Raw genomic sequence first — 16,132 nt, 5'->3', positions numbered from 1 at the left:
TTCAGGGCACTAGCCACCGACCAGTTCGGCGGTGCCGTTGGCGTGGATTATCCAGGTTTTGGCTGTGCAGAACGGGTCGTCGAGACGAGCCACGACCCGGTCGGCGACCCGTGCCGTCACTTCGCCGGTGCCGCACTCGTCGTTGACGCGGATGCCCAGGTCCCCGCCGGCCGGCACCACGAACTGGCGCTTGTCCGCGTCGGTCGACACCTCGATCGTCAACGGGGCCGTCCGCTCGTTGCGGACCTCCAGCTCGGGATCGGACTCGCCCTTGCTGAACGGCGGCCCGACGGCCCACAACCAGAGCCCGCACCCGGCCAGCACCGCAACGGCCGCCGCAGCCAGCCCGAGCAGCCACCGCCGCGTGAGCAGCGCGAGGCCCGCAGTCGGCCCACCATGACGCCACTGTCGACCGCGCATGCCAGGCCCTTCAGATCGAGGTCAGGCAACACCGTATCGGCCAGATCACGCTCCGCGACGCCCGGCGAAGGCAGGCCCGGGAAAAGCGACAATGGCGTGCGTCTGACCTGATTATTGACCTACAGAACGCACCCACAGGGAGCCGACCATGACCTCCATCGAGTACGTCATCCTCGAAGTTGCCGACCCCACGACCGCCGACCGGTTCTACACGCAGGCCCTCGGACTGGGAAAGCAGGTACGCACGCGCGCCTCGGAGGCACCGACGACCGGCTTCCGCGGATACACGCTGTCACTCATCGTGTCCCAGCCGGCCAACGCCGACGCCCTCATCGGCGCCGCCGTCGACGCCGGCGCCACCGTGCTGAAGCCGGCCGCGAAGTCGCTGTGGGGCTACGGCGGCGTTGTGCAAGCCCCGGACGGGACGCTCGTCACGGTCGCGTCTTCCTCGAAGAAAGACACCGGCCCCGCCGTCAGACAGGTCGACGACCTCGTGCTCCAGTTGGGATCCACGGACGTGGCCGCGAGCAAGCGGTTCTACGTCGAGCGTGGCCTGGCCGTGGCCAAGAGCTTCGGCAGCAAGTACGTCGAGTTCGACTCGGGTCCGATCAAGTTGACGCTCAACAAGCGCCGTTCCCTCGCCAAGACCGCCGGCGTCTCCGAGGACGGCACCGGATCGCACCGGATCGCGTTCGGCAGCGAATCCGGACCCTTCACCGACCCGGACGGCTTCGCCTGGGAGCACATCACCGCCGCGCCAGGTGACGCTCAACCCAACCCGCAGATCTAGGTAATTCGTTGCCGCTGGAGCAGCAATGAATTACCTAGACCTCGGGCGCTAGGGTCAGCCTTTCTCCGCGCCTTCGGTGGCGCCTCGGACGAAGTAGCGCTGGAAGATCGCGAAGATGATCGCCACCGGGATCGTGGCCAGGAGGGCCGCGCCCAGCTTCAGCGGGTACTGCGTGCCTGAGCCGAGTGCGCCCGAGACCAGGTTGGCGACCCCCCGGGGCAGCGTGAACAGGCTCGGGTCCTGGACCGCGACCAGGGTGTGCGGGAACTCGTTCCACGTGCCCTGGAACGACAGGATCGTCAGCGTGATCAGTGCCGGCCGGGCCGACGGCAGCACCACCGACCAGAACGTGCGGAACACGCCCGCCCCGTCGATCCGGGCGGCCTCTTCCAGGCTCAGCGGTATCGACTCGAAGAACTGCTTCATGATGAACACGCCCGCGGCGTCGACGAGCAACGGCAGGATCAGCGCCGTGTACGTGTCGTAGATGCCGAGCTGGTTCAGCACCAGGAACTTCGGGATGAAGAGGACGACGCCGGGTACGGCCATGATCGCCACGATGGTCGCGAAGATCGCTTTTCGGCCGCCGAACCGGAGCCGGGCCAGCGCGTAGCCGGCCAGCGAGTCCAGGAACACCCGGCCGACCGTGACCACCACCGCGACCAGCACCGAGTTGCCCAGCCAGAGCGGGAAGTCGCCGTCGAGCAGGCGCGCGAACGAATCCGTGGTGACCGGATGCGGCACCGGCGAGAGCGGGTTGGCGGCCGCGTCCGGCTCCGACTTGAACGAGTTCGCGAGCTGGATCACGAACGGGTAGATGAAGACCAGCGCGAAGAAGATCAGGACGGCGTACCCGACGACGGTGTTGACCATGCCGCCGTGGCGGCGTCGTTTCGCCTCCGTCAACGTAGCCATCGGAACCTCCGGCGGGGCTCGTCGCGGTCGCGCATCACCCAGCGCTGGGCCAGGGTCAGCACGACGATGATCAGGAACAGCACGAACGAGATCGCCGCGCCCCGCCCGTAGTCGAAGTCCTTGAAGGCGGTGCGGTAGGACAGGAACGCCGGGGTCAGCGTGGTCTTCGCCGGGTTGCCCTGGCTCATCACGTAGATCTGGTCGAACACCTGCCAGGTGCCGATCAGGCCGAGCGTGAGCACCAGGAACATGGTCGGCTTGAGCAGCGGCAGCGTGACGTAGCGCAGCCGCTGCCAGCGGGACGCGCCGTCGAGCTCGCTGGCCTCGTCGAGCGCGACCGGCACGCTCTGCAGCGCGGCGAGGAACATCAGCATGAAGGTGCCGGACGTGGTCCAGATGACCAGCGCCATGATCGCGCACATCGCCACGCTCGGCCCGGACAGCCAGTCCCACCAGGTCAGCCCCAGCGGTCCACCGCTGCTCAGCGCCTGCGGCGGGTTGTCCACGCCGACCACGCCGAGGATCAGGTGGATCAGGCCGCGGGCGTCCGAGAACCAGGCCGGGCCGTCGATGCCGAAGAACGACAGGATCCCGTTGATGGCGCCCGAGTTGGCGAACATGAACAGGAACACCACGCTGATGGCGACCGAGCTCGTCACGGACGGGAAGTAGAAGGCGGTGCGGAAGAAGCTCTTGCCCTTGAGCATCCGGTTGTTGACCAGCAGGGCGAGGCCGAGCGCCAGCACGGTCTGCACCGGCACGACGATCGCCACGTAGTACAGGTTGTTGCGGATGCTGGTCATGAAGTCCCGGCGGGCCAGCCCGTCCTCGGTGAACAGCCGCGTGTAGTTGTCGCCGCCGACGAACGGCACGCCCGACTTGAACGGACTGCCCTGGCCCTGCCAGTCGGTCAGGCTGACCCAGAACGCCATGATGATCGGCGCGAGGAAGAAGACGCCGAGCAAGACGATGACGGGGGCTACGAAGAGCCAGCCCGCGATCCGCTCGTTGCTCCTGATCCCGCGGCCGAACCGCGGCCGGCCACCATGCCCGTTGGTGGCCGGCCGGCCGCCACCCGCGGACCGGTCATCCCGGTCCGCGGAGGCGGTCGTAACGGTCGACATCTACTCAGCCGCCCAGCGTCGCCTGAGTGTTCTTCTGCAGCGTCCCGAGCAGCGCCTTCGGGTCGGCCTTGGCCAGCGTGTTCAGCGAGGCGTCGAAGTCGGCCAGGACGCTGTCCATCTTCGGCGCGTTGACCGGGCCCTGCGCGTACTCGGCACCGTCGATGAACGCCTTGTCCGCGGGGAACGCGGCGGTGTACTGGTCACGCGCCGACTGGCGGGACGGCATGACACCGAACGCCTTGGCGTACGTCATCTGCTGGTCGACCGAGGTCATCGCCTTGACGAAGTCGATCGCCTGGTCCTTGAACTTGCTCTTGGCGGCGATGCCCCAGCAGTTCGTGAACGACAGCGTGCCCTTGCCCTTGGGGCCGGCCGGAAGCTCGTGCACCGTGTACTTCACGTTCGGGAAGTCGTTGGTCATCGCGCCCTTGATCCAGTTGCCTTCGATCGTCATGGCGGCCTTGCCCTTGCCGAACGCCTCGCCGCCCCAGCCGGCGTCAAGCGCCTTGGGGTACGAAGCTAGACCGCCCTTGAGCAGCGACTGCACGTAGCTCAGCGCGGTGACGTTCTCCGCACTGTCGGCGGTGGCCTGCTTGCCGTCCTTGCTGACGATCCAGCCGCCGGACTGGACCATGAACGCGCCGACCCGGTCGCGGGTGTCCGCGACGGCCAGCGGCATGGTGCCCTTGGCCTTGAGCTTCTGGGCGACGCTGGTGAGCTGGTCCCAGGTGGTCGGGACGTCGGCGTCGGTCAGCCCGGCCTTGGTCCACAGGTCAGTGTTGATCTCCAGGGCCAGCGTGGAGAAGTCCTTCGGCGCACAGTAGAACTTGCCGTCGAAGGTGAACGTGTCCTTCAGGCTCTGGTAGAAGTCGCCCGGGTTGTCGACCTTGTCGCCGTAGGGCTCCAGCGCACCGACGCTCGCGTAGTCGGCGAACCGGCCGGCGTCGACGTAGAACACGTCCGGCGGGTTGTCGCCGGCCAGCGACTGGCCGAGCTGCTGGGTCAGGTCCTGGGCCGGGGTGACCGTCGCGGTGTTGCCGCTCTTGGTCGCCCAAGCCGCCGCCGCGTCCTTGACCGCCGCGGTTTCCGCGTCGCCCGAGGAGCCGATGAGGATCTGCAGGGCGGCAGGACCCGACGACTGCTGCGCCGGTGCGGCGCCGTCGTCGAAGCTGTCGCCACAAGCTGCGGAGGCGAGGAGCGTGCCGGCGGCGAGGACCGCTACGGCCGCGCCGCGGAACCTGTTTCGTCTCATGTCGTACTCCTGGAGAAGGGGGGTTTGAAGGGGTCTGTTACGCGGTGGTGCGGATCATCAGGGACGGTTCGAGCAGCACCTGGGTGGTGCCGACGGGGTGCCCGTCGAGGTGGTCGATGAGCAGGTCGATGCAGCGGGCGGCCGCCTCCGGCAGCGGCTGGCTGACGCTGGTCAGGCCGATCGCCTGGGCGACCGGGGTGTCGTCGAAGCCGATCACCGCCGTGCGTCCGCCGGCGGCCTGGAGGGCGCCGAGCGCGAGCGAGTCGCTGGCGCAGACGAACGCGGTGGGCGGCTCGGCCGTGGTGAGCAGGTCCCGGGCGCACTCCGCGCCCTGTGCGATGCCGTCGGCGGCGCCGCGGTCGAGGCCCGTCGGGTCCAGGTCGTGGGCCTTCATCGTGCGTTGCCAGCCCTCGCGCCGGTCGTCGCCGACGCCGGACCCGCTCGGCCAGCCGATGAACCCGATCCGGCGGTGCCCGGTGTCGATCAGCCGGCGGGTCGCCTGCGCGGTGCCGTCGGCGTTGTCGACGTCGACCCACGAGTGCCGCTCGGGCTCGTCCCACGGGCGGCCGAACGTCACGAACTGCACGCCGCGCTCGGCGAGCCAGAATGTGCGGACGTCGCCGTGGTCGGTGCCGGTCAGGACGAAGCCGTCGAGGTCGTACGAGGCGAGCAGGTTGTCGAAGGTCTTGATCTCGTCGCCGTCGTCGTCGGCCGTGTAGAGCATCACCCGGTAGCCGGCCGCGGCGGCGGCGAAGGTAAGTCCGTGCAGGAACCGGTCGAGCACCGAGCCGTTGATGCCGTCGCGAGTGGGTTCGATACGCACGGCGAGCAGTTGGGAACGCCCGGTGCGCATCTGGCGCGCAGCCTGGTTGATCCGGTAACCGAGAGTGGCGATCGCCTCCTCGACACGGCGACGCGTCTCCTCCCGCACGAGTTGCGGGCTGTTGAGCACATTGGACACCGTTTGCCGGGAAACCTGGGCGCGCGCCGCCACGGTGGCAATGGTGACCTTCTCCGCCATTTGCTACCTCTCACGGTCTTGAACGTTCAAAGTCGAAAGTGCATTATTGGATCGTTCAAGTTGCAGGGTTGTTTCGCACTCTGCCGCCGCCATCCCGGCTCTGTCAAGATGGCGCCGACGTTCACAGGAGATTTCGTGCCAGACCGCAACCTTCAGCCGCTGCTCCACGATCTGATCTCGACGGTGCGGGCACCCGCCAGTGTCCTGTGCGAACCGTCCGGCCAGATCCGGGCGGTCGGGGTGCAGGGGATGTTCCATGCCGACGTACGGGTACTGAGCCGCGCTGAGCTGCTGCTCGACGGGCGATCTGTCGAGCCTGTGGCGAACTCTCCGCTCGGCCCGGGCGTGACGGCTTTCGTGGGACTTGCCCGCTGGCTCGGTGACCCCGGGCCCGACCCCACGGTGCGGGTCACCCGCGAACGACGCCTGGTGCCCACCGGGCTCGACGAGACCATCACCGTCACCTCGACCGCCGCTTCCGTGGTGGCGACGGAGCTGTCGTTGGCGCTCGACGCGGACCTGGCGCCGATCTCACCGGTCAAGGCCGGTCGCGCGGTCGACGGTTCGGGCGTCGTGCGTTCGGGCCTGACCTGGTCAGCCGGTGCCGTGACGGTGGTGGCGACCGCGCCCGGCGCAGAGGTGGACGACGACGGCACGGTGCGTTGGTCTTTGACGGTCGCGCCGCGTACGTCGGTGACGGTGTCGTGGCAACTGCGGGTCAGCGACCCGGCCGCCCTGGTCCGCGAGCCCGCGGTGGCCGTGGAGTGGTCACGCCCCACGGTGACCGCCGACGACCGCCGGCTCTCGCGTTTGGCCGCACGTTCGCTCGACGATCTGGAGTCGCTGCGGCTGCGCCTGTCGGCGGGCGACGGCGACACCTTCCTCGGCGCGGGCGTGCCCTGGTACCTGACGCTGTTCGGCCGCGACAGCCTGTGGGCGGCCCGGATGCTGCTCCCGCTGGGCACCGACATCGCCGAGGGAACGCTGCGGGTGCTCGCCGCGCACCAGGGCACCGCCGTCGACAAGGACACCGGCCAGGCACCGGGAAAGATCCTGCACGAGCTGCGCCGGGCCGACGCGCAGGCGCACCTGCCGGCCGCGTACTTCGGCTCGGTCGACTCGACCCTGCTCTGGATCTCGCTCCTGCACGACGCCTGGCGCTGGGGCATGTCACCGGCCGCGGTCGAGTCGCTGGTGCCCGCGCTGGAGGCCGCCCTCGGCTGGCTGGCCGACTACGGCGACGCGGACGGTGACGGATTCCTGGAGTACATCGACGAGAGCGGCCGAGGGCTGGCCAACCAGGGCTGGAAAGACTCCGGCGACTCGATCCGATTCCGCGACGGCTCGCAAGCCACGGCGCCGATCGCGCTGGTCGAGGTGCAGGGATACGCGTACGAGGCGGCCCTGCACGGCGCCGCCCTGCTGGACGCGTTCGGCCGGCCCGGGGGTCCGCGCTGGCGGGAGTACGCCGAGCAAATGGCGACCCGGTTCCGCGACACGTTCTGGGTCGACGGCCCGGGCGGCGCGCACCCCGCGCTGGCGCTGGACGGCGACAAGCGGCCGGTCGACGCGCTGACCAGCAACATCGGCCACCTGCTGGGCACCGGCCTGCTGACCGCGAAGGAGTCGGCACAGGTCGCCGACCTGCTGGCCTCGTCGGCGCTGGCCGGCGGCTTCGGGCTGCGGACCATGTCGACACACGACGCGGCGTTCAGCCCGCTGTCGTACCACTGCGGCTCGGTCTGGGCACACGACACCGCGATCGTGGTCGACCGCCTGGCCCGAGCCGGCCACCCGGCCGCGGCGGCGACGCTGGCCTCGGGTCTGCTGGCCGCGGCGGAGTCGTTCGACTACCAACTCCCGGAGCTCTTCGGCGGCGACGACCGCACCGAGCTAGGTCGTCCGGTCCCCTACCCGGCAGCCTGCCGCCCCCAGGCCTGGGCCGCAGCGGCCGGAGTCACCCTGCTGCACGCGGCGGTCGGCCTCCGCCCCGACGTGCCGGCCGGCACGGTGGCCCTGGCGCCGCTGCCCGGCGCCCCGCTCGGCGCGGTAACGGCCCGCGGCCTGCGCATCGGCGACGCGTCTATCGACGTGGTCGTCGGCGCGGATGGCTCGGCCACGGTCACCGGCCTGCCCGACACGCTGAAGCTGGCCCTCCCCCGTCACCACTGAGTGTGAAAGGAAGGGTCCCTTGTTAACGCACAGCGCGTTAACAAGGGACCCTTCCTTCGCTTGCTCAGAGCAGTGCGTCAAGCCCCACGGTCAGACCCGGCCGGTTGCGGATCTCGCGGACGGCAAGCAGCACACCCGGCATGAAAGACGCTCTGTCCAGCGAGTCGTGTCGGATGGTCAGCGTCTCGCCGAGGGTGCCGAACAGCACCTCCTGGTGCGCGATCAGCCCGGTCGAGCGGACCGCGTGCACCCGCACCCCGTCGATGTCGGCACCGCGGGCGCCGTCGACCTCGTCCTTGGTCGCGTCGGGCACGGGACCGAGCCCGGCCTCGGCGCGCGCGGCGGCGATGAGCCGGGCGGTGTGCGTCGCGGTGCCGCTCGGCGCGTCGACCTTGCGCGGGTGGTGCAGCTCGATGATCTCGACGGACTCGAAGTGCCGGGCCGCCTTGGCCGCGAACTGCATCATCAGCACGGCGCCGATGCCGAAGTTGGGCGCGACGACCACGCCGACCTCGGGCTTGTGGGACAGCCAGCCGCGGATCCGATCGAGCCGTTGCTCGCTGAAGCCCGTGGTGCCGACGACGGCGCTGATGCCCTGTTCGACACACCAGTGCAGGTTGTCCATCACCACGTCGGGGGTGGTGAAGTCGACGATCACCTCGGCGCCGGCGTCGGAGGCGGCGAACAGCCCGTCGCCTTGGTCGATCATCGCGACCAGTTCCAGGTCGTCGGCCGCGTCGACCGCCTTACAGACCTCGACACCCATACGCCCACGGGCGCCCAGCACACCGACCCGGACAGGTTCGCGCACGTCACTCACGGGATTCACCTTAGGAGAAACGGACGTCGCCGTCTTCGAAGGGGCCGATCACGGCCAGAGACATGGGCTGCCCGCACAATTCGGCGGCCAGCGCGTTGACCTCGTCGACCGTCACCGCGTCGACTTTGGCGAGCAGGTCGTCCACAGACAGCGGGTCGTCGTAGAGGAACTCGCCCTTTGCCAGTCGACTCATCCGCGAGCCGGTGTCCTCGAGGCCGAGCACATACGAGCCCTTGGCCATTCCCTTGCCCCGGGCCACCTCGGTGGCGGTCACGCCGTCCCGGGCCACCGCCGCGAGCGAGTTGCGGGTCAGGTCGAGCACTTCCTCGACCTTGCCGGGCGCGCAGCCCGCGTAGACCGCGAACAGGCCGCTGTCGGCGAACTGGCTGGCGTACGAGTAGACCGAGTAGGCCAGCCCGCGCTGCTCACGGATCTCCTGGAACAGCCGGCTCGACATGCCGCCGCCCAGCACGTTGTTGAGCACGCTGAGCGCGAACCGCCGCTGGTCCAGCCGCGAGATGCCGGCACCGCCGAGCACGACGTGTGCCTGCTCGCTGTCCTTGTTGGTCACGACGACCTGACCGCTGCGCAGCTTCACCGCCGGGGTGGCCGGACGGTGCCCGCCCGGTGCCGCCGCCGGGCTGTCCAGCACGGTGCCGGCCAGCGCGGCCCGGACCCGCCGGACGACGGTGTTGTGGTCGAGGTTGCCGGCCGCGGCGATGACGATCGACGGCGCCACGTAGTTGCGGCGGTAGAACGTGTCGATCTGGCGCCGGGTCATCGGGGAGATGGTCTCCTCGGTGCCCGAGATCAGCCGGCCCAGCGGGTGCTTGCCGTAGACCGCCGAGCTGAAGATGTCGTGCACCTCGTCGCCCGGCTCGTCCTCGTGCATCGCGATCTCTTCGAGGATCACGCCGCGCTCGGTCTCGACGTCGGCCGGGGCCAGCACCGAGTCGGAGATCAGGTCGCACATGACGTCGATCGCCATCGACAGGTCGGCGTCCAGCACCCGCGCGTAGTAGCAGGTGTATTCCTTCGTGGTGAAGGCGTTGGTCTCGCCGCCGACGGCCTCGATCTGCGCCGAGATGTCGAGGGCGGTGCGCTTCTTGGTGCCCTTGAAGAGCAGGTGCTCCAGGAAGTGCGAGCAGCCGGACTGCGAGGGCGTCTCGTCCCGGGAGCCGATCGACACCCAGATGCCGAACGACACGCTGCGCATCGCCGGCACGGCCTCGGTCAGGATCCGCAACCCCGAAGGGAGTACGGTGCGCCGGATCGTGCCGCCGAGGGGGTCGGTGATGAGGGTACGGGTGACGGCGCGGGCCGACGCCGAAGCGCCGGCCCGCTCACGCGTTGTCATCTCAGCTGTGCCGGTTGCGCCGCCGCCGCGGCTCGCCGCCCTCGCCGCCTTCGCCGCCCTGGCCACCGTCGTCGCTGCGGCTCGGGCCACGGTCGCCGCTCGGGCCACGGTCGCCGCGGTCGCGGTCGCCCCGGTCGCGCGGGCCACGGTCACCGGACCGCGCCGGCGGACGCTCGGAAGCGCCCTCCTCGGCGGCGGGGGCCTCTTCGCCCTCGGCCCGCACCTTGTCGAGGTAGATCTTGCCGCGCGCGTCGATGTCCGCGATCTGGACCTCGACCTTGTCGCCGACGTTGAGGAAGTCCTCGACCCGCTCGACCCGCTTGCCGTTGCCCACCTTGGAGATGTGCAGCAGGCCGTCACGGCCCGGCAGCAGCGAGACGAACGCGCCGAACGCGGCCGTCTTCACCACGGTGCCGAGGAACTTGTCGCCGACCTTCGGCAGCGTCGGGTTGGCGATCGCGTTGATCCGCTCGACGGCAGCCTCGGCCGAGGGGCCGTTGGTCGCGCCGACGTAGATCGTGCCGTCGTCCTCGATGGAGATCTCGGCGCCGGTCTCGTCCTGGATCGCGTTGATCGTCTGACCCTTGGGCCCGATGACCATGCCAATCTTGTCGACCGGGATCTTCACCGTGGTCACCCGCGGCGCGTGGTCGGACATCGAGGCCGGAGCCTCGATCGCGTCGTGCATGACGCCGAGGATCGTCGTGCGGGCCTCGTGCGCCTGCTGCAGCGCGCCGGCCAGCACGTCGGACGGGATGCCGTCGAGCTTGGTGTCGAGCTGGAGCGCGGTGACGAAGTCCGGCGTGCCGGCGACCTTGAAGTCCATGTCGCCGTACGCGTCCTCGGCGCCGAGGATGTCGGTCAGCGTGACGTACTGCGTCTTGCCGTCGACCTCGTCGGAGATGAGGCCCATCGCGATGCCGGCGACCGGCGCCTTCAGCGGCACACCGGCCGAGAGCAGGGCCAGCGTCGAGGCGCAGACCGAGCCCATCGAGGTGGAGCCGTTGGAGCTGAGGGCCTCGGAGACCTGGCGGATCGCGTAGGGGAACTCCTCGCGAGCCGGCAGCACCGGCACCAGCGCCCGCTCGGCCAGCGCGCCGTGGCCGATCTCGCGGCGCTTGGGCGAGCCCACCCGGCCGGTCTCACCGGTCGAGTACGGCGGGAAGTTGTAGTTGTGCATGTAGCGCTTGTGCTTCTCCGGCGACAGCGTGTCGAGCTGCTGCTCCATCCGAAGCATGTTGAGCGTGGTGACGCCGAGGATCTGCGTCTCGCCGCGCTCGAACAGCGCCGAGCCGTGCACCCGGGGCAGGACCTCGATCTGGGCCGACAGCGGCCGGATGTCGCGCGGGCCGCGGCCGTCGATGCGGACCTGGTCGCGCAACACGCGGCTGCGCACCTCGTTCTTGGTCACGGACCGCAGCGCGGCCGAGAGCTCCTTCTCGCGCCCCTCGAACTGGGCGTCGAGCTGCTCGTGGACCTTGTCCTTGATCCGGTCGAGCGCCTCTTCGCGGTCGGCCTTGAGGATGATCTTCAGCGCCTCGGCGACCTCGCCGCGGACGGCACCGGACACGGCCTCGTAGGCGTCGTCCTGGTAGTCGAGGAAGACCGGGAACTCGGTGACCGGCTTGGCGGCCACGTCGGCGAGCTCGCTCTGCGCGCGGCACAGCTCGCGGATGGCCGGCTTGGCGGCCTCGAGACCGCCGGCGACGACCTCCTCGGTCGGCGCGGTCGCACCCTCGGCGATGAGCTTGATGGTGTTAACGGTGGCCTCGGCCTCGACCATCATGATCGCGACGTCACCGTCGGCGAGCACGCGGCCGGCCACGACCATGTCGAAGGTGGCCCGGGCCAGCTCCTCGTGGGTCGGGAAGGCGACCCAGGTGCCGTCGATGTGCGCCATGCGGGTCGCGCCGATCGGGCCCGAGAACGGCAGGCCGGACAGCTTGGTCGACAGCGAGGCCGCGTTGATCGCGACGACGTCGTACGGGTGGGCCGGGTCGAGCGACAGGATGGTCTCGACGACCTGGACCTCGTTGCGCAGGCCCTTGACGAACGAGGGGCGCAGCGGCCGGTCGATCAGGCGGCAGGTGAGGATCGCGTCCTCGCTGGGGCGGCCCTCGCGACGGAAGAACGAGCCCGGGATCCGCCCGGCCGCGTACATCCGCTCCTCGACGTCGACCGTCAGCGGGAAGAAGTCGAACTGGTCGCGCGGCGACTTGCCGGCCGCGGTCGTCGACAGGACGGTGGTGTCGCCAAGCTGCGCGATGCAGGAGCCGGGCGCCTGCCGGGCCAGCTTGCCGGTGGAGAAGGTGATCTCGCGGGTCCCGAAGGCCCCGTTGTCGATCACCGCAGTGCTCTGCTTGTCGCCGAGTTTGGTCTCGGTCATGAGTGCGTTGTGCTCCTTCGGTCGTGGCACGGCTCGACCCCGATGCGAGGGGGAGCTGCTCTGCGTCCGGTCTTCGATCGAAGCGCCCGGGGGAGCCGGCATCTGTGTGCCGGCCGGCCCGGGGGCCACTACCGAGGACCGGTGCGTCGACAACTACCGATCGCCGACGGTCAAGCTGGCCAATGTGGGTGTGAAGTTGTGGAGCGGGGGAGCGACCGGACGGTCACTCCCCCGCTTCGTCAACGCCGCAGGCCGAGGCGCTCGATGAGCGCACGGTAGCGGGTGATGTCGGACTTCTGCAGGTAGTTGAGCAGCCGCCGCCGGCGGCCGACCAGCAACAGCAGGCCGCGCCGGCTGTGGTGGTCGTGCTTGTGCACCTTGAGGTGCTCCGTGAGGTCGGCGATGCGCTTGGTCAGCACGGCCACCTGGACCTCCGGCGAACCGGTGTCACCTTCGGCGGTCGCGTACTCCGCGCGGATCTTGCTCTTCTGCTCCTGATCGAGCGCCATGATCTCCTGCATTCGTGTGATGGTGACGAACCTCGCTCCCGCGGCGTCGTGCAGGCACGCGAGGCCGGGCGTCGGTGAACCGACGTCTTTACCAGGCTACCAGCCTGGCATCGATCGGCCGCCGGGACGTCACCTGGCCAGCGCCTGCCGGGTCTGCGCGACATCGTCGTGCATCTGCGCCACCAGCGGCTCGACGCCGTCGAACTTGAGCATGTCACGAAGCCGCACGACGAAGTCGAGGGCCACCCGCTCGCCGTAGAGGTCACCGTCGAAATCGAGGATATACGCCTCGACGCGCCGTTCACGACCGGAAAAGGTGGGGTTCGTCCCGATCGAGATGGCGGCCGGCAGCCGTTCGCCTCGGCGCAGCAGCCACCCCGCGTAGATCCCGTCGGCCGGCACCGCCGCGTACCGGTGCACGCTCAGGTTCGCGGTCGGAAAGCCGATCTCGGTCCCCCGCTGGTCGCCGCGCACGACGATCCCCTCCAGCCGGTGCGGCCGCCCGAGCGCCGCGGCCGCCGCCCGCACGTCACCGGCGTCGATGCAGCTCCGGATGTACGTCGAGCTGAAGACGGTGGAGTCCTCGGACACCAGCGGTGCCCCCTCCACGCCGAACCCGAAGGTGCGCCCCAGCCGCTCGAGCAGCGGGACGTCTCCGGCGGCCTTGTGCCCGAACCGGAAGTTCTCCCCCACCACCACGAGCGCCGCGTGCAGGCTCTGGACCAGGGCGTCGTGGACGAACTCCTCGGCCGGCACCCGCGAGAAGTCCTGGGTGAACGGCACGACACAGAGCACGTCGACCCCGAGCGCCTCGATCAACTCGGCCTTGCGCTTCGGCTCGGTCAGGATGGCCGGGTGCGACCCGGGCCGCACCACCTCGGCCGGATGCGGGTCGAACGTGACCACCACCGACCGCACACTCAGGTCGTTGGCCCGTTTCACCAGGTGCCCGATGATCGCCTGGTGTCCGCGGTGCACCCCGTCGAACACGCCGATGGTCAGGGCGGACCGCCCCCACCCACCCGGCGCAGCCTGATATCCCCGCCACCGCTCCATGCGCAAAGCCTAGATCAGGGCGGGGGTCACCCCGCCGCCGCGAGCACGATCTCCGGCTTGGCCTTGGCGCCCTGCTCGCTGACCACGGCCAGCAGCTCACCGGCCGGCCCGACCACCGCGTACGGACCCTCGATCCCGGCGGCCACCAGCGGCCCACCGTGCGAGAGCGTCCGGGCCTCCTCGTCCGAGGCCTCCCGGGTCGGCATGAAGCGCCGCGCCGCGTCCGCCATCGGCAGGTTGACCACGTCCGGCGAGACCGCTTCGAGCTGCTCCAACGTCCGCGCCTCGGCCAGGGTGAAGCCGCCGACGGCCGTGCGCCGCAACGCCGTCAGGTGCCCGCCGACTCCGAGCGCCGCACCCGCGTCGCGGGCGATGGCCCGGATGTAGGTCCCGGACGAGCAGGTCACGTCGATGTCCACGTCGACCGCGTCGCCGACCCGCCGGATGTCGAGGAGCTCCAACCGCGAGATCGTCACGCGCCGCGGCGGGATGGCGACCTCTTCGCCACCCCGGACCCGCTTGTACGCCCGCTGCCCGTCGATCTTGATCGCGCTGACCGCGCTGGGCACCTGGTCGATCTCACCGCGCTGGGCCTCCAGGGCCGCGTGGATCGCCGCGTCGGTCACTCCTGCGGCGGAGACGGTCGCCACGACCTCGCCCTCGGCGTCGTCGGTGACGGTCGACTGCCCGAGCCGGACCGTCGCCGCGTACGACTTTTCGGCACCGATCACGTACGTCAGCAGCCGGGTCGCCTTGTTGACCCCGATCACCAGCACCCCGGTCGCCATCGGGTCCAGCGTCCCGCCGTGCCCGACCCGCCGCGTGCGCGCCAACCGCCGCAACCGGGAGACCACGTCATGCGAAGTCATCCCGCCCGGCTTGTCCACCACGATCAGCCCGTCAACCGTCACGGCGGTCAAGCCTGCCAGACGGTCAACGGACCGCTCCCACCACGGCCCAGCCGCCGGTGCGCAGACGCATCAGCAGGGCCACGCAACGGACCACCACGAACAGGGTCAACCCCGCCCAGATGCCGGCCAGGCCCCAGTCCAGCACGTACGCGGTCCAGATGGCCGGCAGGAAGAAGCCCAGCGCCGCGACCACGGTCAGGTCGCGCAGGTAGCGCACGTCGCCGGCTCCGATCAGCACTCCGTCCAGCGCGAACACCAGGCCGGCCACCGGCTGCATCGCCACGAACCACGGCCAGGCCACGCCGGCCTGGTCGAGCACCGCCGTGTCGGAGCTGAACAGCCGCGGCACGACCCCGGAGCCGGCGGCGATGACCACCGCGAACGCCACGCCGCAGACCACTCCGATGAACGCGATCCGCCGGGCCAGCACCCGCGCACCCGCCGCGTCACCGGCACCGAGGGCGGCGCCGACCAGCGACTGCGCCGCGATCGCCACGGCGTCGAGCACCAGCGCGGTGAAGAAGAAGAGCTGCATCGCGATCTGGTGCCCGGCCACGGTCGCGGTGCCGAACCGCGCCGCCACGGTGGTCGCCGACAGGAAGCTGAGCTGGAACGCCCCACCCCTGATCAGCAGGTCGCGCCCCATCCGCAACTGCTCGCCGATCACCCGGAGGTGCGGCCGCCACGAGATGTCCTCGCGGAGCAGGGCGACCGCGAAGCAGACGCCGGACACCGTCTGCGCGACCACGTTGGCGATCGCGGAACCGACCAGGCCGAGGCCGGCCGGATACACCAGGATCGGGCACAGGGCCGCGGAGAGCAGGTTGGCGCCGAGGACGAAGCGCAGCGGTCGCCGGGTGTCCTGGACGCCGCGCATCCAGCCGTTGCCGGCGGCGGCGAGCAGCAGGCCGGGCGCGCCGATCGCCGCGACCCGCATCCACTGCGCGGCCGCGCCGGCGATCTCCGGGTTGCCAGCCAGCGCGCGGGCCAGTGGGCCGGCCGCCGCCTGCATGCCGATCGCGATCACGACGCCGGTGCTGAACGCCAGCCAGGACGCCTGGAGACCCTCCTGCACCGCGGCGGCGCGGTCACCGGCCCCGAAGCGCCGGGCGGCGCGGCCGGTGGTGCCGTAGGCCAGGATCGTGCCCAGCCACGCGGCCATCGTCAGGACGGTGCCGCCGACCGCGACGGCGGCCAGCGGGACGCTGCCGAGGTGGCCCACGACGGCGGTGTCGACCAGCACGTAGAGCGGCTCGGCGGCCAGCACGACCAGGGCCGGCAGGGCCAGGCCGGCGATCTTGCGGGAGGTGGTCGCGGTGTCCATCGGGAGGCATCCTGACACGCGAGTTGTAAGGGATGCAACCGCGACACGTGCCTTACCTCGCGCGGAGCTTCAACG

The 16,132-nt window shown here is 70.3% G+C and carries 14 protein-coding genes; 2 read left to right on the top strand and 12 right to left on the bottom strand.

The annotated features are described in order from the left end of the window. Positions 1-9 precede the first annotated feature (9 nt). The gene (locus tag BLV39_RS19755) at positions 10-420 is read right to left on the bottom strand and encodes a hypothetical protein (protein ID WP_090794449.1); all 411 of its coding nucleotides are present in this window, start codon (positions 418-420) and stop codon (positions 10-12) included. Between the two features lie 148 nt (positions 421-568). Here BLV39_RS19755 and BLV39_RS19750 point away from each other — a divergent pair, with 148 nt between their 5' ends. Further along, positions 569-1,210, top strand: coding sequence for a VOC family protein (locus tag BLV39_RS19750; RefSeq protein ID WP_090794445.1), 642 nt, complete (start codon positions 569-571; stop codon positions 1,208-1,210). A 54-nt stretch (positions 1,211-1,264) separates the two neighbouring features. Here the strand turns inward: BLV39_RS19750 and BLV39_RS19745 are convergent, their stop codons facing one another. The 4 genes from BLV39_RS19745 to BLV39_RS19730 are packed head-to-tail and all read right to left on the bottom strand — an operon-like array spanning position 1,265 to position 5,522. Next, positions 1,265-2,125: a carbohydrate ABC transporter permease gene (locus BLV39_RS19745; protein WP_090794442.1), complete on the bottom strand. Its 861-nt coding sequence runs from the start codon at positions 2,123-2,125 to the stop codon at positions 1,265-1,267. Then, positions 2,113-3,249 (bottom strand): carbohydrate ABC transporter permease, encoded by a 1,137-nt coding sequence (locus BLV39_RS19740; RefSeq protein WP_090794439.1) that lies wholly within the window; start codon positions 3,247-3,249, stop codon positions 2,113-2,115. Before BLV39_RS19740 ends, BLV39_RS19745 begins: the two co-directional genes overlap by 13 nt. 4 nt (positions 3,250-3,253) lie before the next feature. After that, on the bottom strand, positions 3,254-4,501 hold the full coding sequence (locus tag BLV39_RS19735; RefSeq protein ID WP_090794435.1) for a sugar ABC transporter substrate-binding protein: 1,248 nt from the start codon (positions 4,499-4,501) through the stop codon (positions 3,254-3,256). A gap of 37 nt (positions 4,502-4,538) precedes the next feature. Then, a complete protein-coding gene (locus BLV39_RS19730; RefSeq protein WP_090794430.1) occupies positions 4,539-5,522 on the bottom strand; it encodes a LacI family DNA-binding transcriptional regulator in 984 nt (327 codons plus the stop codon). Between the two features lie 135 nt (positions 5,523-5,657). Here BLV39_RS19730 and BLV39_RS19725 point away from each other — a divergent pair, with 135 nt between their 5' ends. After that, positions 5,658-7,694, top strand: coding sequence for an amylo-alpha-1,6-glucosidase (locus BLV39_RS19725; RefSeq protein WP_239083835.1), 2,037 nt, complete (start codon positions 5,658-5,660; stop codon positions 7,692-7,694). 64 nt (positions 7,695-7,758) lie between these two features. Here BLV39_RS19725 and dapB read toward each other — a convergent pair whose 3' ends face one another. The 7 genes from dapB to BLV39_RS19690 all read right to left on the bottom strand — a co-directional run bounded on the left by dapB (position 7,759) and on the right by BLV39_RS19690 (position 16,057). Beyond that, positions 7,759-8,514, bottom strand: a complete 756-nt coding sequence (gene dapB, locus BLV39_RS19720; protein WP_090794424.1) for a 4-hydroxy-tetrahydrodipicolinate reductase — start codon at positions 8,512-8,514, stop codon at positions 7,759-7,761. A 10-nt stretch (positions 8,515-8,524) separates the two neighbouring features. Then, a complete protein-coding gene (locus BLV39_RS19715) occupies positions 8,525-9,871 on the bottom strand; it encodes a M16 family metallopeptidase (protein WP_090797558.1) in 1,347 nt (448 codons plus the stop codon). Between the two features lies 1 nt (position 9,872). After that, complete coding sequence (locus BLV39_RS19710) at positions 9,873-12,257, bottom strand: polyribonucleotide nucleotidyltransferase (protein ID WP_090794421.1); 2,385 nt, start codon at positions 12,255-12,257, stop codon at positions 9,873-9,875. Positions 12,258-12,496: 239 nt separating this feature from the next. Then, complete coding sequence (gene rpsO / locus BLV39_RS19705; protein WP_090797556.1) at positions 12,497-12,766, bottom strand: 30S ribosomal protein S15; 270 nt, start codon at positions 12,764-12,766, stop codon at positions 12,497-12,499. 129 nt (positions 12,767-12,895) lie between these two features. Then, the gene (locus tag BLV39_RS19700) at positions 12,896-13,822 is read right to left on the bottom strand and encodes a bifunctional riboflavin kinase/FAD synthetase (protein WP_090794418.1); all 927 of its coding nucleotides are present in this window, start codon (positions 13,820-13,822) and stop codon (positions 12,896-12,898) included. 26 nt (positions 13,823-13,848) lie between these two features. Then, positions 13,849-14,733, bottom strand: a complete 885-nt coding sequence (gene truB, locus BLV39_RS19695) for a tRNA pseudouridine(55) synthase TruB (RefSeq protein WP_090797554.1) — start codon at positions 14,731-14,733, stop codon at positions 13,849-13,851. 22 nt (positions 14,734-14,755) lie between these two features. Continuing rightward, positions 14,756-16,057, bottom strand: coding sequence for an MATE family efflux transporter (locus BLV39_RS19690; RefSeq protein ID WP_090794415.1), 1,302 nt, complete (start codon positions 16,055-16,057; stop codon positions 14,756-14,758). Positions 16,058-16,132 lie beyond the last annotated feature (75 nt).

This window comes from Asanoa ishikariensis (genome assembly GCF_900107455.1).
GTDB lineage: Bacteria > Actinomycetota > Actinomycetes > Mycobacteriales > Micromonosporaceae > Asanoa > Asanoa ishikariensis.
The sequence above is the reverse complement of the archived record's forward strand: the minus strand, read 5'-3'. Positions and strand labels throughout refer to the sequence as shown.